This window comes from Staphylococcus sp. HMSC34C02 (assembly GCF_001838705.1).
Lineage (GTDB): Bacteria > Bacillota > Bacilli > Staphylococcales > Staphylococcaceae > Staphylococcus > Staphylococcus borealis.
Genome location: NZ_KV838558.1, coordinates 31,337 through 57,311, shown reverse-complemented (window position 1 = coordinate 57,311; position 25,975 = coordinate 31,337). Strand labels below are relative to the sequence as shown.

28 protein-coding genes are annotated in these 25,975 nt (G+C 32.8%); 20 read left to right on the top strand and 8 right to left on the bottom strand.

Going from position 1 to position 25,975, the window contains the following annotated elements; genetic code table 11:
- Positions 1–164: 164 nt before the first annotated feature.
- On the bottom strand, positions 165–671 hold the full coding sequence (locus HMPREF3239_RS01425) for a GNAT family N-acetyltransferase (RefSeq protein WP_053030658.1): 507 nt from the start codon (positions 669–671) through the stop codon (positions 165–167).
- A 111-nt stretch (positions 672–782) separates the two neighbouring features.
- Here HMPREF3239_RS01425 and HMPREF3239_RS01420 point away from each other — a divergent pair, with 111 nt between their 5' ends.
- From HMPREF3239_RS01420 to HMPREF3239_RS01390, 7 genes are all read left to right on the top strand, one after another.
- Positions 783–1,706: an NAD(P)H-binding protein gene (locus HMPREF3239_RS01420; protein WP_070854501.1), complete on the top strand. Its 924-nt coding sequence runs from the start codon at positions 783–785 to the stop codon at positions 1,704–1,706.
- 14 nt (positions 1,707–1,720) lie between these two features.
- Positions 1,721–2,395 carry a response regulator transcription factor GraR/ApsR gene (graR, locus tag HMPREF3239_RS01415; RefSeq protein WP_053030655.1) on the top strand — a complete coding sequence of 225 codons (675 nt, stop codon included), beginning with the start codon at positions 1,721–1,723 and terminating at the stop codon, positions 2,393–2,395.
- Positions 2,388–3,428, top strand: coding sequence for a sensor histidine kinase (locus tag HMPREF3239_RS01410; RefSeq protein ID WP_070854500.1), 1,041 nt, complete (start codon positions 2,388–2,390; stop codon positions 3,426–3,428). The genes graR and HMPREF3239_RS01410 overlap by 8 nt, the downstream gene beginning before the upstream one ends.
- 132 nt (positions 3,429–3,560) lie before the next feature.
- Positions 3,561–4,322, top strand: coding sequence for an ABC transporter ATP-binding protein (locus HMPREF3239_RS01405; protein ID WP_070854499.1), 762 nt, complete (start codon positions 3,561–3,563; stop codon positions 4,320–4,322).
- Positions 4,312–6,201 (top strand): ABC transporter permease, encoded by a 1,890-nt coding sequence (locus HMPREF3239_RS01400; RefSeq protein WP_070854498.1) that lies wholly within the window; start codon positions 4,312–4,314, stop codon positions 6,199–6,201. Before HMPREF3239_RS01405 ends, HMPREF3239_RS01400 begins: the two co-directional genes overlap by 11 nt.
- 273 nt (positions 6,202–6,474) lie before the next feature.
- Entirely contained in the window at positions 6,475–7,092 is a 618-nt protein-coding gene (locus HMPREF3239_RS01395; protein WP_011276491.1) for a DUF47 domain-containing protein, read from the top strand.
- Positions 7,093–7,106: 14 nt separating this feature from the next.
- Complete coding sequence (locus HMPREF3239_RS01390) at positions 7,107–8,111, top strand: inorganic phosphate transporter (protein WP_053030648.1); 1,005 nt, start codon at positions 7,107–7,109, stop codon at positions 8,109–8,111.
- Between the two features lie 467 nt (positions 8,112–8,578).
- Here the strand turns inward: HMPREF3239_RS01390 and HMPREF3239_RS01385 are convergent, their stop codons facing one another.
- Positions 8,579–9,397 carry a LysM peptidoglycan-binding domain-containing protein gene (locus HMPREF3239_RS01385; RefSeq protein WP_053030645.1) on the bottom strand — a complete coding sequence of 273 codons (819 nt, stop codon included), beginning with the start codon at positions 9,395–9,397 and terminating at the stop codon, positions 8,579–8,581.
- Between the two features lie 496 nt (positions 9,398–9,893).
- Between HMPREF3239_RS01385 and HMPREF3239_RS01380 the strand changes: the two genes are divergently transcribed.
- From HMPREF3239_RS01380 to HMPREF3239_RS01360, 5 genes are all read left to right on the top strand, one after another.
- Positions 9,894–10,553, top strand: a complete 660-nt coding sequence (locus HMPREF3239_RS01380) for a Bax inhibitor-1/YccA family protein (protein ID WP_070854497.1) — start codon at positions 9,894–9,896, stop codon at positions 10,551–10,553.
- 324 nt (positions 10,554–10,877) lie between these two features.
- Positions 10,878–13,040, top strand: a complete 2,163-nt coding sequence (locus HMPREF3239_RS01375; protein ID WP_070854496.1) for a helix-turn-helix transcriptional regulator — start codon at positions 10,878–10,880, stop codon at positions 13,038–13,040.
- Positions 13,041–13,174: 134 nt separating this feature from the next.
- Positions 13,175–13,534, top strand: a complete 360-nt coding sequence (locus HMPREF3239_RS01370) for a transcriptional regulator, SarA/Rot family (protein WP_053030640.1) — start codon at positions 13,175–13,177, stop codon at positions 13,532–13,534.
- 150 nt (positions 13,535–13,684) lie between these two features.
- Positions 13,685–14,401 carry a YebC/PmpR family DNA-binding transcriptional regulator gene (locus HMPREF3239_RS01365; RefSeq protein ID WP_053030638.1) on the top strand — a complete coding sequence of 239 codons (717 nt, stop codon included), beginning with the start codon at positions 13,685–13,687 and terminating at the stop codon, positions 14,399–14,401.
- Positions 14,401–14,889 (top strand): cupin domain-containing protein, encoded by a 489-nt coding sequence (locus HMPREF3239_RS01360; RefSeq protein WP_070854495.1) that lies wholly within the window; start codon positions 14,401–14,403, stop codon positions 14,887–14,889. Before HMPREF3239_RS01365 ends, HMPREF3239_RS01360 begins: the two co-directional genes overlap by 1 nt.
- 283 nt (positions 14,890–15,172) lie before the next feature.
- Here the strand turns inward: HMPREF3239_RS01360 and HMPREF3239_RS01355 are convergent, their stop codons facing one another.
- Positions 15,173–16,276 carry a 5-methyltetrahydropteroyltriglutamate--homocysteine S-methyltransferase gene (locus HMPREF3239_RS01355; protein WP_070854494.1) on the bottom strand — a complete coding sequence of 368 codons (1,104 nt, stop codon included), beginning with the start codon at positions 16,274–16,276 and terminating at the stop codon, positions 15,173–15,175.
- A 222-nt stretch (positions 16,277–16,498) separates the two neighbouring features.
- On the opposite strand from HMPREF3239_RS01355, the gene HMPREF3239_RS01350 reads away from it, so the two are divergent.
- From HMPREF3239_RS01350 to HMPREF3239_RS01335, 4 genes are all read left to right on the top strand, one after another.
- Positions 16,499–17,116, top strand: a complete 618-nt coding sequence (locus HMPREF3239_RS01350) for a ribonuclease FAU-1 family protein (RefSeq protein WP_070854493.1) — start codon at positions 16,499–16,501, stop codon at positions 17,114–17,116.
- Positions 17,117–17,252: 136 nt separating this feature from the next.
- Positions 17,253–18,107 carry a LysR family transcriptional regulator gene (locus HMPREF3239_RS01345; protein WP_053030001.1) on the top strand — a complete coding sequence of 285 codons (855 nt, stop codon included), beginning with the start codon at positions 17,253–17,255 and terminating at the stop codon, positions 18,105–18,107.
- Positions 18,108–18,153: 46 nt separating this feature from the next.
- On the top strand, positions 18,154–19,374 hold the full coding sequence (locus HMPREF3239_RS01340; RefSeq protein WP_053030000.1) for an MFS transporter: 1,221 nt from the start codon (positions 18,154–18,156) through the stop codon (positions 19,372–19,374).
- Positions 19,374–19,862, top strand: coding sequence for a DUF456 domain-containing protein (locus HMPREF3239_RS01335; RefSeq protein ID WP_070854491.1), 489 nt, complete (start codon positions 19,374–19,376; stop codon positions 19,860–19,862). The genes HMPREF3239_RS01340 and HMPREF3239_RS01335 overlap by 1 nt, the downstream gene beginning before the upstream one ends.
- Before the next feature lie 156 nt (positions 19,863–20,018).
- On the opposite strand, the gene HMPREF3239_RS01330 is transcribed toward HMPREF3239_RS01335, so the two are convergent.
- Positions 20,019–20,708 (bottom strand): DUF1129 family protein, encoded by a 690-nt coding sequence (locus HMPREF3239_RS01330; RefSeq protein WP_053029998.1) that lies wholly within the window; start codon positions 20,706–20,708, stop codon positions 20,019–20,021.
- 125 nt (positions 20,709–20,833) lie between these two features.
- Here HMPREF3239_RS01330 and HMPREF3239_RS01325 point away from each other — a divergent pair, with 125 nt between their 5' ends.
- From HMPREF3239_RS01325 to HMPREF3239_RS01310, 4 genes are all read left to right on the top strand, one after another.
- Positions 20,834–21,283 carry a GNAT family N-acetyltransferase gene (locus tag HMPREF3239_RS01325; RefSeq protein ID WP_070854489.1) on the top strand — a complete coding sequence of 150 codons (450 nt, stop codon included), beginning with the start codon at positions 20,834–20,836 and terminating at the stop codon, positions 21,281–21,283.
- A gap of 64 nt (positions 21,284–21,347) precedes the next feature.
- Positions 21,348–21,839 carry an SA0632 family lipoprotein gene (locus HMPREF3239_RS01320; protein ID WP_070854488.1) on the top strand — a complete coding sequence of 164 codons (492 nt, stop codon included), beginning with the start codon at positions 21,348–21,350 and terminating at the stop codon, positions 21,837–21,839.
- A gap of 191 nt (positions 21,840–22,030) precedes the next feature.
- Positions 22,031–22,327: a hypothetical protein gene (locus HMPREF3239_RS01315; protein ID WP_053029995.1), complete on the top strand. Its 297-nt coding sequence runs from the start codon at positions 22,031–22,033 to the stop codon at positions 22,325–22,327.
- Between the two features lie 102 nt (positions 22,328–22,429).
- Positions 22,430–22,975 (top strand): GNAT family N-acetyltransferase, encoded by a 546-nt coding sequence (locus HMPREF3239_RS01310; RefSeq protein WP_053029994.1) that lies wholly within the window; start codon positions 22,430–22,432, stop codon positions 22,973–22,975.
- 90 nt (positions 22,976–23,065) lie between these two features.
- Here the strand turns inward: HMPREF3239_RS01310 and HMPREF3239_RS01305 are convergent, their stop codons facing one another.
- From HMPREF3239_RS01305 to HMPREF3239_RS01290, 4 genes are all read right to left on the bottom strand, one after another.
- Entirely contained in the window at positions 23,066–23,632 is a 567-nt protein-coding gene (locus tag HMPREF3239_RS01305) for an LOG family protein (RefSeq protein WP_070854486.1), read from the bottom strand.
- Positions 23,632–24,090 (bottom strand): YaiI/YqxD family protein, encoded by a 459-nt coding sequence (locus HMPREF3239_RS01300; protein WP_070854484.1) that lies wholly within the window; start codon positions 24,088–24,090, stop codon positions 23,632–23,634. The genes HMPREF3239_RS01305 and HMPREF3239_RS01300 overlap by 1 nt, the downstream gene beginning before the upstream one ends.
- Positions 24,091–24,096: 6 nt before the next feature.
- Positions 24,097–24,771: a hypothetical protein gene (locus tag HMPREF3239_RS01295; protein ID WP_070854482.1), complete on the bottom strand. Its 675-nt coding sequence runs from the start codon at positions 24,769–24,771 to the stop codon at positions 24,097–24,099.
- A 213-nt stretch (positions 24,772–24,984) separates the two neighbouring features.
- Positions 24,985–25,854 carry an undecaprenyl-diphosphate phosphatase gene (locus tag HMPREF3239_RS01290; protein ID WP_053029990.1) on the bottom strand — a complete coding sequence of 290 codons (870 nt, stop codon included), beginning with the start codon at positions 25,852–25,854 and terminating at the stop codon, positions 24,985–24,987.
- Between the last annotated feature and the right edge of the window lie 121 nt (positions 25,855–25,975).

Below are 25,975 nucleotides of genomic sequence, written 5' to 3'. Positions count from 1 at the left end.
GGACGACGAATTTAAAAGAATTCTGTCCCACTCCTATTTCTCTATTTTATTAGCGATGATGGTGTTGAAATCTTAGAAGTAATTGAAAATTTAAATTAACTTTGTAGTAATCTAGTTTAATATTATAATGACTAGAGTATAATATTAGTGATGGTAAATCATTATTAAATCAGTAATTTGGCCATAACATATTTATTGAAGTATTGGCCGTTAATGTACAATTTATCTTTTAATTCGCCTTCAATATTGAATCCTGAAGCTTTAAAGAGTTCAACTGCGCGTGCATTTTCAGGAACAACAGAGGCTTCAATACGTCTAATATCATGGTTAATCGACCAAGCTTCAGCAGCGTTTACTAATGCCATACCGATACCGTGTTTCTGATAAAGCTGTCTAACACCAATTGTAATGACCGCTTCGTGACGTTTACGTTCGTAATTTTCAGTTGTTATAAATGCATAACCAACCAATTGATCGTCTTGTTCTGCAACGTAAACTGTGTTTCTTGGAGAAGTGATAATGCGTTCTAGGTGATTGCTAACGCTTGAAATGCTCGGTGTATATTCACCAGGGTTATATAGTGTGTATTCAGATTCATCATAAATTTTGCTTAATAATTTTATAAAGTCTTCAACGTCTTTTATACTAATTTCACGAATAATATGAGCCATACGGCTTCCTCCCAAATTAATAAACTATTGTGTCTTACATGGTATTATAGCAATAATTCTTAAATATACATAAAATAAAAAACTTTTTAAACTAAAGGGGCAATTTCAAAAATGAAACCAAATGTGCTATTAGCAGGCGGTAGTGGTTATATTGGCAAATATATAAGTAATTTGATTCAAGAAGAAGCGCATATTTATGCTTTATCAAAATATCCTAATACCAAAAAAGAAAATAATAATCGCATAACATGGTTGAAAAGAGATATTTATAGTTATACTGATGTTGTAAAGGCTATGGAAGGAATGAATATTGCGGTTTATTATTTGGACCCTAACAAGAACTCAGCGAAATTAACGCAAGCAACTGCGCGAGATTTAAATCTAATTGCAGCAGATAACTTTGCTAGAGCGGCAGCGCAACAAGGTGTGTCTAAAATAGTGTATGTAAGCGGTAGTCGATTTGATAGTGAGACAGTACAGCGTTTAGAGAATTACGGTGTTCCTGTTGAAAAGACAAACACTCAAATTAAACGTCCACATATTAACGCTGAATTACAAATGTCTAAATACGATGATATCAGAACAGCGATGCGAATGATATTACCTAGGAAATGGACATTGACGTATCTAGTAGATTACTTTATGAAATGGCTGAATGATACACGTGGTACATTGATGCATACGTATCAAGAAAATGGCAGATACTTCATTTATGCCCGTAAAAAATCTAAACCACTATTAGTAATGGAGAAAGTTGAAGACGATATAGGATTGATAACGTTACATTTCATTTCAGGTTCGATAATTAAACGTAATCAAAAGAAACAAGGCAAATTAGAATTTAGACAAATTAAAGGTACACGCTTAGTCATGATCCATTTATATGATTATATCCCGAAATTGTTATGGCCAATATATTACTTCGTTCAAGCACCGTTACAAGGCTTGATTATGCGAGGGTTTGAAATTGACTGCCGTATTAAACATTTTAACGGACGCGTACAATCTGGAGAAAAGATGAAATATACAAAATAATAGGTGATAAAGTGATGCAAGTATTATTAGTAGAAGATGATCAAACACTATTTCAAGAATTGAAAAAAGAACTCGAACATTGGGATTTCTTCGTGACAGGAATAGATGATTTTAGTGCAGTAATGGATATTTATGAAGAAACTAATCCAGAAATAGTTATTATGGATGTGCAATTACCTAAATATGATGGATTTTATTGGTGTAGAAAGATTAGACAAGTATCTAACGTGCCAATCTTATTCTTATCTTCTCGCGATAATCCTATGGACCAAGTGATGAGTATGGAATTAGGTGCGGATGATTATATGCAAAAGCCATTCCATACAAACGTGCTAATAGCCAAACTGCAGGCGATTTATCGACGTGTCTATGAATTTGGCGCAGAAGAAAAGCGAACATTGAATTGGCAGGATGCGCTTGTAGACTTATCAAAGGATAGCATTCAAAAAGGCGACGCAGTGATCTATTTATCTAAGACTGAAATGATTATTTTAGAAATGTTAATTCAAAAGCAGAATCAAATTGTTACGAGAGATACGTTAATTACTGCGCTTTGGGATGATGAAGCTTTTGTAAGTGATAATACGCTAACTGTTAATGTAAATCGTTTGCGTAAAAAGCTAGCTGATATTGGCATGGATACGCAAATTGAAACTAAAGTAGGTAAAGGTTACATGGCGCATGAGTAACTTGAAATGGTTTTGGTTATTCCTTAAAACACGTAGTAATTGGATTTTTTGGATTGTGTTTTTACATTTGATTTTATTAGGTATGGCTTATATTGATTATGATATCTCAATTGAAGGTATCAGCTTTATTGTAATGCTAAATCTTGGTCTTACTGTACTATTTTTAGTTTTTACCTTTTTGAAAGAAGTTAAGTTATATCAACATTTATATAATAATAAGGAAATTGAAGAAATTAAGCACAAAGATTTGGCTGAAGATCCGTTTCAACGGGAAGTTGTTAATTACCTTTACCGTAAATTAACAAGTCAAAAAGAACGTGTAGTTGAGCAGCAATTACATATCAAAATGACGGAACAATCTTTAACTGAATTTGTGCATGATATTAAAACGCCTGTAACAGCGATGAAGTTGTTAATTGACCAAGAAGCAGAAGGTACCCGTAAAAAGGCATTATTATATGAGTGGGCACGTATTAATGAGTTATTAGATAAACAACTGTATTTAACTCGATTAGAGTCTAAAAATAGAGATATGTATTTTGAAGAAACTGCGTTGAAACGACTGGTCATCGATGAGATTCAATTGACACGTCATATTAGTCAGGCTAAGGGTATAGGTTATGATTTGAATTTTGAGACAAACTTAGATGTATATACAGATGTCAAGTGGTGTCGCATGATGATTCGTCAAATTTTATCTAATTCTTTGAAATATTCACAAGGCCAGGATATTGTTATCCGCTCTTTTATAAAGGATGATCATGTGGCATTAGAAATTAAAGACTTTGGTAGAGGGATTAGTCACAAAGATTTACCACGTATATTTGAGCGTGGTTTCACTTCGACTGCGAATCGTAATGAAACGACATCTTCGGGTATTGGACTGTATTTGGTAAACAGCGTTAAGGAACAGTTAGGTATCGATGTTCGTGTTACGTCTACCGTAGGGCAAGGGACTACATTTGTTTTAACTTTTCCGAAACAAAATGAATTAATGGCGCGTATGACGCAAGTGACAACAATGTTACCTTAAAACGTTGATTTGTTACTCCATCTTCATTTCATCAATTGTAATTACTTTTATAATTAAACTGACTAAATAAGTGCGAAATCACTAAAATAAACGCGCACGCAGATATATTGAACGACGAGGTGAACGATTAACGTGACAATATTACAGGCAAAGCAAATAGCCAAAACCTATGGTAACAAGCAAACTAAACAAGAAGTATTAAAAGATATTGACCTGTCAATTGAAGCGGGAGAGTTTGTTGCTATCATGGGGCCCTCGGGATCAGGCAAAACAACCTTATTGAATGTATTAAGTTCAATTGACTATTTAACACACGGTTCTATTATTTTAGACGGTCAACAATTAGAAAAATTGTCTAACAAAGCATTGTCTGACATCAGAAAAAAAGATATTGGATTTATATTTCAAGAATATAATTTGCTACATACACTAACGGTCAAAGAGAACATCATGTTACCTTTATCCGTTCAGAAGCTAGATAAAAGCGAAATGAATGAGCGCTATCAACGTATCACAAAGGCGTTAAATATATTTGAAATTAGTGATAAGTATCCGTCAGAAATTTCAGGTGGACAACGACAAAGAACGTCAGCTGCACGTGCATTTATTACATATCCAAAGATTATTTTTGCGGATGAACCTACTGGCGCACTTGATTCCAAAAATACTCGAGATTTGTTGCAACGTTTTCAAAAAATTAATGAACTCTATAATGCGACGATAGTGATGGTCACGCATGACCCATTAGCAGCAAGTTTCTCAGAGCGTGTGATTATGTTGAAAGATGGACAAGTTTTTACTGAAATATATCAAGGTGAAGATGATAAAAACGTCTTTCACAGAGAAATTCTACGTGCACAAAGTATCTTAGGTGGCATGATGTATGAGTTTTAGTCATATTATATGGAAGAACTTTCAACAAAATATTATTCATTACGCAATTTATATCTTTTCACTTGTATTAAGTATCGTGTTGTTCTTTAGTTTTATTACGATCAAATATGTACATCACTTAAATGTGCACCAGTCTTTGTCAATGATACGTCAAGGTACACAAGTGGGAAGTTATTTTTTATTTATCATCATTGTCGTATTTATCATGTATACAAATATGTTGTTTATTAAACGACGGAGTTATGAATTCGGGTTATTGCAAACGATTGGTTTAGGCAAAAAAAGTATTATTTACATGCTAATGCTTGAGCAGTTATTTATTTTTATTATAACTGCATTATTAGGTATGATTATTGGCATTTTGGGCTCGAAAATACTACTAATGATTGTGTTGAAATTATTAGGTATACATACATCTGTATCATTCATTTTTAGTTTTCAAGCGATTGCACAAACATTATTTATACTTGTCATTGCCTATATACTCATCATTATCCAAGCATCTATTTATTTAAGTAAATCCTCAATTAAAAGTTTGATGGACTTTCAAGATAGTAAAGAAGATAGTCATATCACGCTTACATTAGGAGAAGTTATATTAGGTATCTTAGGCGTTGTGCTAATATTGACGGGATATTATTTATCAACGCGCTTTGTTGAGATTGTGGATGATGTCATACTACCATTTGTCATTTTAATTGTAACTGTTTTAGGAACTTATTTTTTCTTTCGAAGTACGATATCACTCATATTGAAGATGATTAGATACTTTAAAGGCGGAAATATGACTGTAAATGATGTTATTTTCACGTCATCACTCATGTTTCGAATTAGAAAAAATGCATTTTCATTGACTGTAATGGCTATCATCTCAGCAATTACTGTATCAGTTTTATGTTTCGCTGCGATTAGTAGAGGTTCTTTGGCAAATGAAGTGCTTTTAGAATCACCCCATGAAGTTACGCTAAAAGAAGAGAAACTTGCAAATGAATTAGGATTTGAATTAAGTCGCCATCATATTCCTTATCGTTATGATTTTAAACAAGTCGTATATTCTCAACTATATAAAGATCAGTTATTTGACAATAGTCAGATACAACCCTATGCAGTTACTGTAACGAGCGAAAAATATTTTCCAAATGTTTCTTTAGAAAAAGGTGAAGCAAATTTAATTATGCCTGAAGGTTTAATTCAAGAGTTATCGAAGCATAAATCAAATGGTACGGCTTCTATTGGAACTAAAAAATATCACGTGAATATTAAATTGCATAAAGTGATGGACAAAATTTATTTTAAACAAAGTATTGATTTAGGTGGTCCTACACTAGTATTGAATGATACCGATTATAATTACTTGAAAACACATGCGAATCGTAAATATATCGTTTCACAATATGGCTTTGATTTACAACATAATAGAGATATTCCGAAACTTGAAAGCATTACGAAAGATCTCAACAGTGATGTGCAAACGCGTAGTGAAGTCGTTAGTGAAGTATCCAGTTTAACTGGCATATTACTGTTTGTAACGTCATTTTTAGGCATTGCATTCTTGATTGCCACAGGATGTATTATTTACATTAAACAAATTGATGAAACAGAAGATGAGTTGGAAAGCTATTCAGTATTACGCAAATTAGGATTCATTCAAAAAGATATGGCCAAAGGATTAAAGCTTAAAGTGGCATTTAACTTTGGTATACCATTGATTATTGCCTTGTTGCATTCATACTTTGCTGCTGTGGTCTTTATGAAGATCATAGGTTTTGATAATCAAGTGCCGATTTTTGTCGTAATGGGTATTTACTCAATCATTTACAGCATTTTTGCAGTTATCGCATATAACCATTCTAAACGTACAATTAATCACTCAATTTAAGCTAATATTTTTCTAATATTTCGTATTTGTAAAGAATTTGTAAATGTAATTGTGGTTATGTAAATTTTGTGATATTTTCAAATAGGGACAAATTCAGTAATGGAGTATTACGTGAATAACAGTAAAACATTATATTTACATAAAATTTACAAATAGTCTGAAAAAGACTTTTGAAAAGTTCTTATTGTAAATGTATCCTTTATCTAAAGTTGTCTTACAATAATAAAAATTTACAACGTGATTGGAAACGATCGCTATAATGGAGGCTTTATAATGTTTACTAAGAAAAAGGATAAGTTCATGGTTCAATTAGAGGAAATGGTATTTAACTTGGACCGTGCTGCAGTTGAATTCGGGAAAATGGATTTCAATACGCACTTAGATTTAAAAGCTTATTCTGATAATATCAAGACTTATGAGTCACATGGTGACGAATTAATGCATCAAGTCATTACGGATTTAAATCAAACATTTATTACACCAATTGAACGTGAAGATATCCTATCTTTATGTAATGCAATTGATGATGTGCTAGACGCTATGGAAGAAACATCAGCAATGTTCGAAATGTATTCAATTGAATATACAGATGAATACATGGCAGAATTCGTAGAAAATATTCAAAAAGCAGTAGCAGAAATGAAATTAGCTGTTGGTTTATTAGTAGAGAAAAAATTATCACACATGCGCATTCATTCTATTAACATTAAAGAATTTGAAACAAACTGTGATGGCATTTTACGTCAATCTATTAAACACATCTTTAACAGCGAAACTGATCCAATCACACTTATTAAAATAAAAGATATTTATGAAAGCATGGAAGAAATCGCAGATAAATGTCAAGTTGTGGCAAATAATTTCGAAACGATTATTATGAAAAATAGCTAAGGGAGTTTTAATTTATGGAATATGTATTAATTATCACTATAGCTATCGTAATATTTTCTTTAATCTTTGACTTTATCAATGGCTTCCATGATACAGCCAATGCGATTGCTACAGCAGTATCAACACGTGCCTTAACGCCTAGAACTGCTATCTTTTTAGCGGCAATTATGAACTTTGTTGGTGCGCTAACTTTCACTGGTGTTGCCGGTACAATAACGAAAGATATTGTTGATCCATTTAAATTACAAAATGGGTTAGTCGTTGTATTAGCCGCAATATTAGCCGCAATTATTTGGAACTTATTAACATGGTATTATGGTATACCAAGTTCATCATCTCATGCGTTGATAGGTTCAATCGCAGGTGCAGCGATTGCAGCACAAGGATTTGGTGTACTTCATTATCAAGGTTTCACTAAGATTATTATTGTTTTAATCATTTCACCAATTATTGCATTTTGTGTCGGATTCATTATGTACACGATTGTTAAAATTGTCTTTAAAAATGCTAACCTTACTAGAGCGAATCGTAATTTCCGATTCTTCCAAGTATTTACTGCAGCATTACAATCGTTCTCACACGGTACGAATGATGCACAAAAATCAATGGGTATCATTACATTAGCTTTAATTGTAGCCAATATTCAAGATCCATCGAATGTTGAACCAGCTTTATGGGTAAAAGTTGCCTGTGCAACTGCAATGGGTCTAGGTACTGCCATTGGTGGATGGAAGATTATTAAAACTGTAGGTGGAAACATTATGAAAATCCGCCCAGCTAACGGTGCTGCAGCTGACTTATCATCAGCATTAACAATATTTGTAGCATCATCATTACACTTCCCATTATCTACAACACACGTTGTATCATCATCAATTCTTGGTGTTGGTGCTTCTAACAGAGCTAAAGGTGTTAAATGGAACACTGCACAACGTATGATTATTACATGGGTTATTACATTACCAATCTCAGCTATTTTAGCTGCTTTGATTTTCTTAGTTATGAACATTTTCTTATAATTAAATAATTAAGTGTTAGGGAGTGGGACAGAATACTTATTAAATTCGTCGTCTCACCCTTTTCAAACTGCCTATAAAGTCTTTGACTTTGTAGGCAGTTTTTTATGTACGTCCTGAGATAGGGAGGGGGATTTGGTTATAAAGACATTCTTTAAAGTATTGCTAACTGAATGTTCATTTTAAAGTGTCTTACTTATATGCTAAATCATTTAGATGAATTAAGTTAGTAAGTCTAATCTAAGTATGCGTTTATTATGATAGAATATAAAACTTAAATAAAAGTTACAGGTTGTCAAATCAAATTATTACAATGGTGTGTTGTTGCCACGTATTTTTTATAGAACACAAAAGGAGTGGAACAGAATTTTAAAACGCTGTTCCACTCCTAGCTTACTTAGCTTGTAGAATTTGTTGATGAAGTTCTCTATGATAGGGTGACCATCCACAAGATAGCAATATTATATTATTTAGTGAATGAAATTGTAGCTTGAAACTACAGATGCAGGAATGGTTCTTGTATTTGTGTTATATGGGCCATTAGCATAATTCATTTCTGAAATTAAGATGCTACCATCTGCATTAACACGTTCAACATAAGCCACATGGCCATAGTAGCCTGTAGTTGATTGCATAATTGAACCAACAGTTGCATTATGATCTACTGTGTAACCATCTGCTGCTGCGTTGCCTGCCCAATATTTAGCATCTGACCAATAAGTACTAATTGGTTTACCAGCTTGCGCACGACGGTCGAATACATACCATGTACATTGACCAGCAGTATATAAGTTTTGATGATTGAATGATGGGCTAGCATAACCGCCACTTCCGCCACCGTTATTCGTTGTATTCGGATTTGTTTCAGTAGGTGTATTTGCTGAACCATTTGGTATTTTTAATTGTTGATTTGGTGTTATTAAATAACCTGATAAGTTATTGGCCTTCATTAATGCATTGACCGATACACCATTCTTACTAGCAATTGCATATAAAGAATCGCCAGATTTTACTGTGTAATATGATGAAGAAGTTGTTGCGTTTGAACTGGCATTATTAGCATTATTACTGCTGCCCCCAATAGTAATAACTTGGCCAGGGAAAATCATATTGTTAGAAAGGTTGTTACTCTTCTTAATACTATCTACAGATGTATTATATTTACTAGCGATGCTCCATAGCGACTCGCCGGATTTTACAGTATGTTGTGTTGATGCTTCAGCATTATGGTTTGATAATACTGCAACTGCTCCGGTTGCGACAGAAGCTGCGACTGCTAACTTTTTCAACTAAATGTCCTCCTTGAGAAAATTCATTATATTTTTAATTAATTTATTCCTAAACTATTCATTACCTTATATATTCATTCACATATATCACGTATTCATACTATCAAAAATGTGACACACTGTGGGCGTTGTTATTATCTTGTAACATTGTTAATATTTGTCATTGATTGTGTAAAACCGTCCAATCCGTTGATATGATAGGATTCAGCTAACATTTGCTCATGGATTTCATTTTTAAAATTAAGTAAATTGTAATATTTTGATGAGATGTTAGAACAACTAATTTAAGTAAATTTAACTCAAAATGGCTTAACAACAGGCTTTAAGATTGTATTAAACTTAATTGTGACGTATATTTTTTGTACTTAAATTAATGGTTATTAGTAATGTAATTGTAGAAAATATATCAATCGTAAATGATTTATTTTTGAAAAGTAATTAGAATGCGATACAATCGAATTGAAAAAGGGATAGTTAATAAGGAGAGATTTAAAATATGTCTCAGACGTACAATAATGCACAACATGTGAATCGGAAGCATCAAGAGAAAGGTCAATCACATGCTTATGGTAAAGTATGGCTCTATTTTATGTATTATTGGATTATATTTGGAATTGGATGTTACTTTGGACAGTATTTACCTATGGAATGGAGACGTCCTTTATCCATAGCACTATTGGTATTAATATTAGCAACATTATTTATTCAACGGGCACGTAAATATGGGTTGATCATTTCGCATATTTACGCCATACTTGTGGGTCTTTTATCATACGCTACGTTTACAACTTATATGCAAAATTTAGGGCCAGAGGTCTTTTATAAAAATGTCCTATTGGCAATTGGAGCGTTCATTGTTTTCGGTATTTTGGGCTATTTTATAATCAATGATGCCTCAAGTATTGGTAAATATTTATTTGTCGCATTAATTGCGTTAATTATTGCTGGATTAATTGGTATGTTCATCAATAATCCGATATATCATACCGTTATCACAGCGGTAGGTCTAATATTATTCTTACTATATACCTTGTATGATTTCAATCGTATGAAACGAGGGAATTTCTCACCTCGCGAAATGGGTTTTAATCTATTTATCAATTTATTAAATATTATAAAAGATGTATTAAGACTTGCAAATCGCTTTAAAAATTAAATAAAAACACATATAATGAGAAACTATACATTTGAGATGTCTTCGTATTGTATTTAATGATTTTAATTTGTTTAGTAATTGTATGATTGATCGCATTACTAAACACATGATTGAATTATTGAGCAATAACGAGGCATCTTTTTTATCAAATTCATAATTTAAATAAATAATAAAAAGTAATTAATTTATAAAAAAATGTATTTTTGATTTGTTTATCGTGTTGTGATAAATTTACATTTAATCACTGTGATAGTGCTAAGATACCAAAAGAAGAAATAGTACAACATTTAGAAAGACGATCATGAATAAGAAAGAGGTTAATCAATGGCTAATACCTATGTTCATATATTGACTAAACATGAATACAAAATGACACGTTGCCAAGACGGTATTATTCTGTTGTTTCCAATTGAAGGTCAACTTAAACTTCAGCACTTTACTAAAACTGTTAGCGTCGAAAATGATATTTACGTCATCAATAACACAGATATTTTTTCAATTATAGAAAATAAAAAAACACTGATGCTATACATCGCTAGTGACTGGTTTAGAGATCGAGGTTTTGAATTTTTTAATTATAAATATTCGACTAATTTAGTAAAATCAACCAGCGCAATCAAACGTTTGTTACTACATATAGCACTAAACGCTTTAAATGTTGACGCCATTTCTGATGATACGACACACATCACTTCTATTGTCGATATTATTGGGAAAGAAGGGGCAATTGAAAAGATGATTGCTAATCATCAATATAACTTTTCTTATTACGGAGAGTTAAGCGATGTACTAGAATATATTAATCAAAATATTAATAAGAAAATAACATTAACTGGTATTGCATCACAATTATTCACTTCTAAATCCAATCTTTCAGCACAATTTAACCAATTGTTAAATATGGGCTTTAAAACCTATGTCGATACTTTGAAAATTGCAAATTCATTTGAATGGTTGTTAACTACGAAAAATACAATCAGTCTCATAAGTGAAAAAGTAGGTTTTAGTAATGCCTCAAGTTATTCAAAATCCTTTAAAAATCATGTCGGCATGACGCCTAATGAATACCGATACTGTGATAAATTCAACAAAACAATTTACATGGATTATGAAACATTGAATGATACTAGCTTGAAGGATATACGACATTTGATTAAAACGAAGCAACAATATTATAACCAACATGATGAACATAAAATTTATGCAGATTCAACGGTTGGTTCGGTTGTCAATCCATATTATTTAGTCATTCAAGTTAATACAATTGAAGAAATCAGGTTACTTTTTCTTCAAGATTTTGCGCGACCATTGTCTTTTGGCAAAACAACATTGAAGTTTTACCTTAATGTAGATATGCGTGATATTAAAGATCAAATGACTAAGAATGAGAGACAACGCTTATTTGAATATATTATTCGTAATGGGTTAAATGTGGTCTTTAGATTAGAAGATTTAGGGTTAACAGATTTTTTAGAGTCAAATTATGAGGATGTAGCAGACTACTTCAGAGAACATCAACTGCCTACGACTGGTAATCATAAATTAGAGCTTGTATTTGATTTAGAGGAGTTAAATTTAAAATCTATCTATCGCGTCATTTTAAAGATACAGCATAAGACCCAACAATTTTCATTCGGTTTAGAAATAAGTAAATTGTTAAATGACCCAGTCTTGTTTAAAACGCTAGAATCACAAATCAAACGTATTAATTTTAAATTTTTATATATTGATAATGCGCAACTGAAAATGCCATATCTAATTGAACAAAATGAGCACTTATTAGTTAAAAATATAGTACGCTATCAAAATATCCGACAAATTCTAAAACAAATTGATTTAGAGAATCAGAAGATAATATTTTTAAATTTTGAAAATCATAAATTTTTAAATAGTAAATATAATGATTTGAATAATAGCGCACCTTTATTAATAGAAACATTTGTAAGAACAGCTTCTTACTTTAATGGCATTGGCTTCGATTTCAAGCATCATAATAGACAATTTAATGCGCTGCACATATTCGACGAAAATGGATTTAAATCCATTTTAGGCACAATAGTGGATCAGTTGCTTGAAATTAGTACGAAGCCTAAATTATTTAATGAAAACTACATCTTAATTGATGATGAAGCGCACTATACGATTTTCATCTATGATTGGCGCGTGTTAGAGAATGAGTCATTGCAAGTCAATTATGACCAAACAGACGTGTTTATTGATTTTAACGATGACGCGTTAAAGGATACGTATTTAGTCAAGATTCAGCTTATTGATGACTACAACGGCAATATTAATCATCTTATTTCAAAGCATATTAGGAAAAAATATAAATGGTCGAAACGTTTTTTAAGAAAAATGGATTATCACATTCATCCTACATTAAAACTCGTAGAACACAATTTCAAAAAAGAACCACTTCAAATTAACCTCAATTACAATGCTTTATACGTCGTTAAGATTCTCAAAGAGTCACGAAATAATAAATAATGTTTTACACAACTATATTTAACTTTGTTAGTAAATTAGACAAAAATTTCTAAACAAAGTTATAGGACATACTTACAAATATAAATGATAATAGTAATTAAGTTGTCTGCTTATATTTGGAGGTGCAAGAAGCATTGAATAATGACAAATTAAATAAATTGCTAGAATTCTATAAACAGTATAAAGCATTGTCAGAGTATATAGATAAACAATATAAGTTGACATTAAATGATTTAGCTTTACTAAAACTTGCTCATGAATATATTGCTAATGATCAAATGTTAATGCAAAAGTTTCTAAAAATAGCAATTAGTGAGTTGGAGTTAAGTAGAACCAAATTGTTAGTATCAATTCGACGACTTATAGAAAAGGAAAGATTAAGTAAGGTTCGATCCACTGAAGATGAAAGAAAAATATTTATCTACATGGATGAAAAAAATATTAAAAATTTCGATGCTTTATTCAATGATGTTGAAGAATTTTTAGATATTTAATTTAATATGTTAAACAAAGAGTGCTGACAAAGTCGTTTTGTCAGTATTTTTTCTTTTAATTTGATTCATCATAAAATGGATTCCATTTTAGACAATGCTTTGTTAATGCTATATAATAAGGATTATTGAGTATGAAAGCGAGATGACATTATGGGACGTAAATGGAACAATATTAAAGAAAAAAAGGCCCAAAAAGATAAAAATACAAGTAGAATATATGCAAAATTTGGTAAAGAAATTTATGTAGCAGCTAAATCTGGTGAGCCAGATCCTGAATCTAACCAAGCGTTAAGATTAGTACTTGAGAGAGCTAAGACTTACTCAGTACCAAATCATATTATCGATAGAGCTATAGACAAAGCTAAAGGTGCTGGTGATGAAAATTTCGACCACTTACGTTATGAAGGGTTCGGACCAAGTGGTTCAATGCTTATCGTAGATGCCTTAACAAATAATGTAAACCGTACGGCTTCAGATGTTAGAGCAGCTTTCGGTAAAAATGGCGGTAATATGGGCGTATCAGGTTCAGTCGCTTATATGTTTGATCATACTGCGACATTCGGAATTGAAGGTAAGTCAGCAGATGACGTTTTAGAGGCATTAATGGAACAAGATGTCGATGTTAGAGATGTTATTGAAGATGGAGATCTTACAATTGTCTATGCGGAACCGGACCAATTTGCTCAAGTTCAAGATGCGTTACGTGAAACAGGCGTAGAAGATTTTAAAGTTGCTGAATTCGAAATGTTACCACAAACTGATATTGAATTATCGGAAGATGACCAAGCAACATTTGAGAAATTAATTGATGCACTCGAAGATCTTGAAGATGTTCAAAATGTCTTCCACAATGTGGACTTAAAATAATGAAAAAACACGCAGATGATTGGATTAAACAACTTGATCTTACGCCTCATCCAGAAGGTGGTTATTTCAAAGAAACCATTCGAGAATCAACGGATGAAGCACAACGTGCGCCTTTTAGTAGTATTTATTTCTTACTGAAGACAGGTGATATTTCTCATTTTCATCGTATCGACGCAGATGAAGTATGGTACTACCATGCAGGTGAATCATTAACGATTCATATGATTACACCTGATGGCGACTATGAAAGTGTTCAATTAGGACCTGCAATTGAAGAAGGACAAGTACTTCAGTATAAGGTACCTAAAGATACAATTTTTGCTTCAAGTTTAATAGACAGAGAAGGATACAGTTTAGTAGGTTGTATGTGTCAACCAGCATTTGAATTTAATCACTTTGAATTGTTTACACAAGAGACGTTAATGCATTTATATCCTCAACATAAGAAGTTGATTCAACAGTATGCCTTATTAGATATAAATAAATAAATCATAAAAACAGTCTGAGACATAAATAATATAATAATGCTATATAGCAAATTCGCAGTAGCTGACTGAACTGAAAAGGCGCTTAAATCAAGCTATTCTCAGTTCTAGTCAGGGGCCCCAACAAAGAGAATTTCACTAGAGAAATTCTACAAGCAAAGCAAGCTGGGAGCGGGGCCCCAGCAAAGAGAACTTCATCAAGAAATTCTACAAGCAAAGCAAGCTGGGAGTGGACGACGAATTCAAAAGAATTCTGGTCCACTCCCTTTTTAAGTTTAATAAGTCGTTAATTAGCGCTACCTAATAATTCATTTGCTAATTCAACAACGTAGGCTAATTTAGCCCATTGTTCTTCTTCTGTGAGTTGATTTCCCTCTTCAGTAGAAGCAAACCCGCATTGTGGACTCAAACAGATATGTTCCAAATCAACATATTGCTGTGCTTCTTCAATGCGTTGTTTAATCAAGTCTTTGTCTTCGAGTTTAGGTGTTTTCGATGTGATTAAACCAAGGACCGCATATGCATCTTTATTAAAATAACGTAAAGGCTCAAAGCCGCCAGAACGATTATCGTCATATTCTAAGAAAAAGCCATCCAAATGTTCTTTGAATAAATAAGGCGCAATGGCTTCGTAACCACCTGAAATCGCCCACGTTGATTGATAATTTCCTCGACAAATATGCGTAGTTAAAATCAAATCATCCGGAAGTCCTTGTACTGCCTGATTGATTACTTTATATGCCAATTCGCGAGCTTGGACTTTTTCTTCATCTGTACGTTGACGTCCACGTACCTTTTGACTTCCCTCAGTTAAACCGGCCCAATATACATCATCAATTTGTATGTATCTTGCACCTAAATCGTAAAAATGTTGCAATGATTGACGATAAGCTTCAGCAATATCATGAGCAAAATCTTCAATGTTTGGATAAATGTCTTCGTTTAATATGTTAGGGTGAAATAATTGATTTGGACTTGGGATAGAAACTTTTGCAGTTGCGCGACCATCAACTTTATCATATAAGAATTTAAAATGGTCAAAGTGAGGATGGTTAGGATTATACTTCACTTTATCGACGATTTTCACATTATGTGCACGTGTTTCAATGCCTTCAAATTCTAAACCGTGGTCGGGTGTATAACCTTCTACACCATCAATATGCTCTAAGAAATCAAAGTGCCACCAACTTCTTCGGAATTCGCCATCAGTGATGCTATGTAACCCAATTTCTAATTGTTTCTCAATAATGCGTTCGATTTCTTCATCTTCTACTTGTTTTAGGTCATTGGCTGAAATTGTATTATTTTGATATTGTGCACGTGCTTCTTTTAAACGCTTTGGACGTAATAAACTTCCTACGTGATCTGCTTTAAATGGTCTTTTGGTCATTAACCATTCCTCCTTTATCACTTTATTTAGAATTTTCAGATAATATAATTTTAAATCTATCAAATACGCGTATTTTTGTCAATTTTCCCTAAAAAATGAATAGATGTAGTAAAATAAAACTGAAAAAATTTATGGGTTTATGTGTGTAATGCAAATAAAAACGACCAAAGATGACATTAATAGGTTAGTTTAATATAATAATGACAAGGAGTTGGTGGCTTTATGAAAATAAAATATATAGATAAACGTCACTGGCGTCGCCTATTAGAACGTGATTATATAGAAGTTAAGGTAAATAATAATAGATTTAAGGGTATTATTGGCTTGGTCACGATGAAGAAGGTTCGTGAACCTTTAGAGGTGACGGTAGTAGGCCAGAATATAATTGTTGCTAATGACAATTATCAATGGTTGCAGATTTTGCCGGAGAAGAAACGTTATAGTATTACTGCAATGTTTGATGATAAAGGAAATCCATTGGAGTATTACTTCGATATTAATATTAAAAATATTACACAAAAGGGCAATGCTAGAACACTTGATTTATTCTTAGATGTGCTCGTATTGCCATCTACTGGAGAATATGAACTCGTTGATGAGAACGACTTGGAACTAGCATTAAAAAATGAACAAATCACTAAAAAACAATATCATGAAGCCTATATGATTGCGCATCAATTGATGATTGAAATCAATGAGAATTTCGACGATTTAAATAACCGAATCATGTATTGTTATAACAAGATGGTTGGTAAATTGAAGAAACCAAATTACAATAAAACCTATAAAAAACATATTCAGCATCATAAGCCACATTTAAATAAAGGGGAACGATATTAACACAATCCTTTTATATTAGGAGCGAAACGAGACAATAAGTCAATGCAAGGCATGCGTTTTAACATTTTTCGTTTCGGTCTTAAATTTTGTGTTGCTCATAGCCAAGTTCATGAATAAACATTACTAGGGGGAAGCTATGAAAATAGAAGACTATCGATTATTAATTACACTCGATGAAACTAAGACGTTACGTAAAGCAGCAGAGATATTATATATTTCTCAACCAGCTGTAACACAACGTCTTAAAGCTATTGAACACTCATTTGGTGTGGATATATTTATTCGTACAAAGAAACAACTAATCACTACCACTGAAGGTGCTATGATTATTGAACATGCGCGTGATATGTTGAAGCGCGAACGCTTATTTTTCGATAAAATGCAAGCGCATATCGGAGAAGTGAATGGCACAATTTCGATTGGGTGTTCATCTTTAATTGGTCAAACGTTATTACCTGAAGTGTTGAGTTTATACAATTCACAATTTCCGAACGTTGAAATTCAAGTGCAAGTTGGCTCTACAGAACAAATCAAAGCCAATCATAGAGATTATCACGTAATGATTACGAGAGGTAATAAAGTCATGAATTTGACCAATACGCATCTCTTTGACGACGATCATTATTTCATCTACCCGAAAGAAAAAAGAAATGACGTTTCTAAGTTGCCTTTCATAGAATTTCAAGCGGATCCTATCTATATTAATCAAATTAAAGAATGGTATAATGAAAATCTTGGTCAAGATTATCACGCAACGATAACAGTGGATCAAGTTGCAACATGTAAAGAAATGTTAGTAAGTGGCGTAGGCGTAACGATTCTCCCAGAAATCATGATGAGAAATATCGACAAAAATATGTTCGAATTTGAAAAGGTGAATATCGATAATCAACCGCTTATTCGCTCAACATTTATGAGTTATGACAGTAGCATGTTACAGTTGCCACAAGTTGAGTCATTTGTCACTTTGATGATTAATTTTATTCGCTAATCATTAGAATGATGTGTTATATCAAAGAAGAATAGGGGTAGGAAAAATGTTTGCAGCATTGTTGCATATAAAGAACTACAAATTATTCGTTGTGAATATGATGCTATTAGGTATGGGTATCGCCATTACCGTGCCTTACTTTGTGCTATTTGCGACGAAAGAACTAGGAATGACAACAAATCAATTCGGTATTTTGCTTGCCTTAGCAGCGGTGAGTCAATTTACTGTAAATTCTATTGTCGCTCGCTTTTCTGATACGCATAGTATAAATAGAAAGGTACTCATCATTAGTGCGTTGATGATGGGGGCGATTAGTTTCTCAATATATTTTTATATTCATCATATTTGGTTGTTTATTATTGTGTACGCTATTTTTCAAGGGTTATTTGCCCCAGCAATGCCGCAGTTATATGCATCTGCACGTGAATCAATTAATGTTTCTTCCTCAAGAAATAACGCTAAATTTGCAAATACAGTTTTACGTTCAATGTTTTCTTTTGGTTTCTTGTTTGGACCATTAATTGGTGCATATTTAATTCAATTTATGGGATATGCTGGCCTTTTTGGTGGCACCGTCTTTATATTATTATTCACACTTGTTTTACAAATTTTCTTTTATAAGGATTTAAATTTATCCGCTAAAGAGCAAGTTGGTGGTACAGCTAATATTGAAAAGACTGCTCCCAATATGCTTAAGGATAAAACACTTTTTGTACCATTCATTGCATTTATTTTATTACATATAGGGCAATGGATGTACACAATGAATATGCCATTATTTGTAACGGATTACCTCAAAGAGCAAGAGGGTTATGTAGGAACGTTAGCCAGTTTGTGTGCAGGTTTGGAAGTGCCTTTTATGGTGATATTAGGAATGTTATCAGCTAAACTGGCTACACGTACGTTGTTAATTATTGGTGCAATTAGTGGTGGTGCCTTCTACTTTAGTATTGGTGTGTTTGAAAATATCTATGCCATGATGGTTGGACAAATCTTCTTAGCACTATTTCTAGCTATATTGCTTGGTTTAGGTATTAGCTATTTCCAAGATATTCTACCTGATTTCCCGGGTTATGCATCAACATTATTTGCAAATGCAATGGTCATTGGGCAATTACTCGGAAATTTATTAGGTGGAGCAATGAGTCATTGGGTTGGCTTGGAGAATGTTTTCTTCGTGTCAGCATCATCTATCTTTATAGGAATGATATTAATCTTCTTTACGAAAGATCAAAAATATACGGAAGCGGATGTGACAGTTAAATAATGGAAGTTGTTTTATGGATTTTAATACTATTATCATTTGTTTTAGCTTTTGTAGGTCTAATTAAGCCAATTATTCCATCAGTACTTGTACTATGGGTAGGCTTCTTGATTTATCAATTTGGATTTCCTCAAGAAGGGCTATCATGGATATTTTATGTTGCCATGATTTTATTTACTGTATTTATCTTAGTATCAGACTTTTTAATGAATAAATACTTTGTAAATCGATTTGGTGGTTCTAAATTAGGGGAATATGCTGCGTTAATAGGTGTAATCGTAGGGTGCTTCGTTTTCCCACCATTCGGCATTATTATCATACCGTTTATTGCAGTACTTATTGTAGAATTAATTCAGGACTTTGATTTTGGAAAAGCCCTTAAAGCAAGTGTTGGATCAGTAATCGCATTTTTAGCGAGTTCAGTTGCACAAGCATTCATTATGCTAATTATGATTATCTGGTTCTTTATAGATGTATTTTTAGTTGGATGATGATCAATAAAAAGAGGTTAAGTCATTCATATCAAATGAGCGATTCGTTGCCAATCAGTATAATGGAAACGTAATTGCATAACTTTGATAAAAATGCTTAACCTTTTTTGATAGCTCATGCGCTACTTAGCAAATGCTAAGTAATGATGCTAAAAATTATAAACTCGTATTAGAATCTTTATTCACGAAATGATGTTGTATATAAAAAGCAATCGGTGTAATGATGGCAGAGATAATAATAAATGACCAATTACTAATCAGAACATATGGACCAAAAGCTAAAAATGATTGTGGAATAAAAAAGACATAAAATAAAGCGACTAATAATAGTGCTATAATACAGTAATTTAATAGCCATACCCAGTGCGAGTTGTTGAAACTTTGTAGTTGGACAGTCTTAAATATGACTAGTATAAACATAAAAATAATAAACAATCCTGCAACAACAGTAATAGGGAATGTATATAAGTAAACTTCATTATTATCGCCACCAATAAAAAAGCCAATAAACCCTTTGAAGAAACAAAAAATACCAATTAAAAAAATAAAATTCCGAAATATATACTTAAATATATTTTGAAATGTTTCATTAGGCAAAGATTTAATTTCTTTTTTAGCGTGTGCTTTAGGGTTATGCTCGAAAAACTCTAATGCGAGTGTGCCTTCATTCTCAGCTTCTAATAATCTTTTTAATATGCGACTCAGCATTACCTCGCTATCATGCGGATTGACACTCAAGTCAGCACGAACGTATGTCATATAATTCTCAAAGATTTCTCTATCTGTATTATTTAGTCGCAATGATTTTACATTATTTTCACGTGCTAATTTCGCAGTGGATTTCATTGACTAAACTCCTTAACGTTTAAAATTAATTTATTTTTCAAAATAATAGACTATTATATGTTAAATATGGATAATCATACCATAGATAAATATAGAATATAATGTTTATAACAAAGGAAGTTATTATGCGGAAACTAACTGTTGAAGATATTGACTGGATTGAAACAATAGCCAAGATACAAGAACATCATATTGAAAGGCGAGAATTACATTACAATGCAACTCAACTATCGATTGCCTTGCGTCAAGATATGATTGTTCAACGATTAAAGCATAGTGATGATATGATTCTAGTTGAATTGCGTGAAAACACAAACCACGTCATCGCATTTATTTGGGGACATTTTGAAGCGGTGCATGAAAAAGTAATAACAGAGATGCTTTATACAGATCCACATTTTCGAGGGCTGGGATACGCTAAGCGTTTAAAAGCTGCACTCGAACGCTGGGCGATTGAAAAGCAAGCTAAATCTATTGAAGGCACAATCGATGCTAAGAATGCCGCAATGATTGAACTTAATAAAGCGAATGCTTATGAAATAAGTCATGTAAAAATGCGTAAAGACCTTAGGTAAAAAATGAATAGGTTCTAAATTCATGTTAAAATAAGATTACTCATTCGTTATAAAGGAGAAAAGCATGAAGAAATGGTTAATACTCTTACTGTCAGCAACACTAATGTTGTCTGCATGTGGTAAGAGTGATGAAAGAACATCGTTAGAAAAAGATGTGAAGCAACTACAAAAAGAAAATGATGATTTGAAAAAGCAAAAGAAAGATTTAGAACAACAAAAAGAGAAACTCAACGATCAACGTGAAAAACTTCAAAAAGAAGTGGATGAATCAGTAGCGTCAGAATCTGCTAAGGACGACTCAGATAGTGATGACAAAGATAATAGTGATTCAACGTCAACGGAATCATCAGGCAGTCATACAGATAAGCAGACTAAGAATGAAAGTACATCACAAAGTGGTGCATCAAGTAATGAATCAAGTACTTCTGAAACGCGTAATAGCAATGACGCACAATCAACTAAGAATGCCAAACACAGTCAATCAAATAGCCAAGCGCATCCTTCTAGCGAGCAAAGTAACACTCAAAATACATCATCAAGTAACAGCCATTCATAATGGTCATTTTTAAATAATAGAAGCCATCTGGCTCGCGTTATGGCAAGTTTGATATGTATGCATGAAGGGTAAAATAAATTTAAATCAATTTTGAATTCACATTTTATCTTTTTAGATGTATTTAGTGGACTAAAATGGACGACATCATAAAATGATTAAATATAAACTTTATAATATTGGAGAGATGACATATGCATGAACAAGATTTTCATATTTTAGAAGGTCGCGACATAACATTACCTGAGTTAGGACGTGAAATTGAAAATATTACTGGACGTACTATCGTTGATTCTACTGGAGAAATCAAGCGTGTTATCGCACATTTACCTAACTTTGAATCTGATACAGATACATTTGTAGCTACATTTAAACTTAATCATCGTAATGATTTTGTCGATGCAACTTTTGTTGCGCCTAAAGATCAGCGCGATCGTTTAAAAGAAATTCCAGTACACATTGAACTCGTTAGTTACATATCTCGAGGATAATGAGTTAATCAATCAAATTTAAAGATGGATAAAGTGTGCTATGGTTAATGCGCCATATCGCACTTTTTTAATCATGTATTTCTTTAAAGTGGGGTGTTGAAAATGGCTACATATATAGAAACGGAAAGACTAAAATTACGAGATTGGAAGCAAGAAGATTTATTGCCATTTCAGAAAATGAATGCCAATCCTCAAGTGCGACGCTATTTCCCAAGTCTGTTAAGTTATCGACGTTCTGAATTAGATATGAAAAAAATGGACGATATTATTAAAGAAAATGGTATTGGCTTATTTGCCGTTGAACTTAAAGAAACTGGGGAGTGGCTTGGTTTTATTGGGGTGAATTATATTCCTCAAGACAGTTCATATCCGTTCGAGGAGTTGCCATTATATGAAATTGGATGGCGTCTGATTCCAGAAGTATGGGGGAATGGGCTTGCTACAGAAGGTGCAACAGCCGTATTAGCATTTGCTAAAGAAAAGGGGATTGAATCGATTTACAGTTTTACTGCAGAAAATAATCTACCATCTAGAAAAGTGATGGAAAAGATTGGTATGACATTATATGACCATTTTGAATTACCAGAACTAAGTAAATATCACATGTTGAAACGACAAGTACGCTATTATAAACAGTTATCAATTTAAACGTGAAAGCGACATGATATTGGAAAAGTATATTTCGTGATAAGTCATCACTAAATGAAATATAAAAGTCCAAAACATGTCGCTTTATCATTAATCGTATGTACGTGTGCCTAACGGTTTAAAGTTAAGTAACCCGTTTATTAAATCTTCTTTAGTATTGTATAAAGGAGCTAAGTTTTTATATTTTTCATCAATAAAACCTTCTTTAATCATACGATCAATAAGCTGTTGAAGTGGTTCAAAGAATCCATTTAGATTATAGACGCCGATGGGTTTTTCATGAATGCCGATTTGTGCCCAGCTATATGTCTCGAAAAATTCTTCGAGCGACCCAGCGCCACCTGGTGCCATCACAAATGCATCTGCAAGTTCGGCCATTTTCTGTTTGCGCTCATGCATTGAGTCTACAAGAATCAGTTCGCTAACATTTTGACTCGTGATTTCTTTTTCATCTAACATCTTTGGCATTACACCAATAGCGTGACCACCATGATCTAACACACCATCTTGAATCGCACCCATGATACCTATAGAACCGGCACCGAAGACTAATTCGTACCCCTGTTCAGCCATATATTTTCCAAGTTCGTATGCTTCTTTAACATAAATAGGGTCTTTCCCTTTACTAGCGCCACAATATACTGCAATTCGCTTCATTATACATCCTCCTTAAGTCGCTTGATAACAGCATGAAATGCACGCTCAAATTGTTTTCTATCTTCCTTTGAAAAGGGTGGAGGTCCTTTGTGACGACCACCTTGCTTTCTTATTTGTGCATTATTATAACGTTGTTGCAATAACAAATCTATATTACTGGAATGATAACTATGACCTTTATGATGCATGACAATCTTAACTTTAGAAAGTAACAAACTGGCCAAACCATAATCTTGAGTAATTACAATGTCTTCTGACGAAGCTAATTTCACAATTTTATAATCAACAGCATCTGGACCATCATCGACATAAAGCGTTTCAACATGATTTGGAAGTACTTTATTTGAGAAGTGACTAAAGCTACGCAAAATGATAACAAAAATGCCTGTCCCAGCAGTTAATTCAATTACAGAATCAACAACTGGACAAGCATCTCCATCAATGATTACCCGTGTCATAAAGCGTTACGCCTTATTATTCTCTTCGTTTTTATTTTGTGAAACAATACTATCAGCTTCATGACCGTCCAATTTTTTCATTTCTTTGATGCGCGCTTTTTCTTCTTGCTTTTGTAATTTTTCTTCTTCTTTATGACGTTTATCAATGTTTTTTTGAAGTTTTTTATCTAGTTTATTAACGTCTTTTTTGTTCTCTTTTTCGAGTTTTTCGCCTTTTTTCTCAGTCTCATCATCAAGTTTACCAGGCGTTAAACCAACTTTTTCTTGATATTTTTGAGTCTTTTTCATATCTTTCACACGTTGTTTTTCATTCTTTTCACGTGCTTTTTCTTCTTCTTTATGGCGTTGCTCTATATTTTTTTGAAGCTTTTTGTTCATTTTATCAGCTTCTTTATAATTTTTCTTAGCTAATTTTTCGCCTTTTTTCTGAATGTATTCAGGATCGTTTTCTTTAGCAATTTTTTTCAATTCTCTCTTGTTGTCAAATTCTTGTTTCTTGTCTCCTAAATAGTCTTTTGCATCTGATGCTTTATTCGCAATAGCGTGACCAGCATTAGTCGTTGCGTTTGTTGCTTTTTGTACCTCAGGGTGAGATTTAATGCGTTTACGTTCTACAATTAGTGGCACAATAATGATTGGTAAAACATTAATTGCCGTTTTAATGAGTTTCTTTTTGTCCATACACGTTGCCTCCATTAGATTTACTATTTATCTTCATTACCCTATGATACATGATACTAAACGAAGGAACTAGCTAGAACACTCATAATATCTTGAATAAACAATAGACGTGAACATTAAATTGTCTTTCAGTGCAAAAAATGAGAGCGGGACAGAAATTAAAATAAATTCGTTGTCCCGCTCTCGTTCAATGGTATTAACCATAATTTAATTTTAAATGCCTTTACCAATGCCGAAACCGAAGTACAGAATAGCAATAATGATTACTAATACAATACGATAAATTGCAAATGGTACTAACTTAACTTTATTAATTAAGTGTAAGAACGTTTTAATTGCAATTAAGCCGACAACAAAGGCAGCCAAGAACCCAATTAAGTAAAATGGGATATGTGAAAGTTCGATATATTGATAGTTTTTAAATAGTGATAACGCACTAGCAGCTAGCATAATAGGTACAGCCATAATGAATGTAAAGTCAGAAGCAGACTTATGATCTAACTTCATTAAGACACCTGTTGAAATAGTAGATCCAGATCTACTGAAACCAGGCCACATTGCTACTGCCTGAGAGATACCAATTACAAACGCTTGAACATAATTAATCTGGTCAACAGATTGAGGATTTGTCACTTTCTTGCTATATTTGTCTGCAATGATCATATAAATTGCACCTAGGAATAAACCAATCATTACAGTAGGAACGCTAAACAAATGTTCTTCAATAAAATCATCAAATAAGACGCCTAAAATACCAGCCGGAATCATACCTACTAAGACGTGTAGTAAGTTTAAGCGACGTGGTTTAGAACGAAATTCTTCATTAATTGACGTTTTTCTGTATTTGCCAATATGTAGCATTTCGAAATAACGCTCACGGAAGACCCATGCTGCAGCAAAAACAGAACCTAATTGAATTACAACCTTGAAGGTAAAAGCTGATTCAGAACCTAAAAATTCAGTCGATTTTAGCCACATGTCGTCTACTAAAATCATGTGACCCGTAGATGAAACTGGCGCAAATTCAGTTAATCCTTCGACGATACCTAGGATAAGGCCCTTGATAAACTCGATAATAATCATAAGTAACCTCTTTCTTTTATTAGAAATTTAAAATATTGTTGTCTTTAAATATATTGTTGTCAAAATTCACTTTACTATAATATCATAATGCATTAAATCTATGCTAATAATATTAAGACAA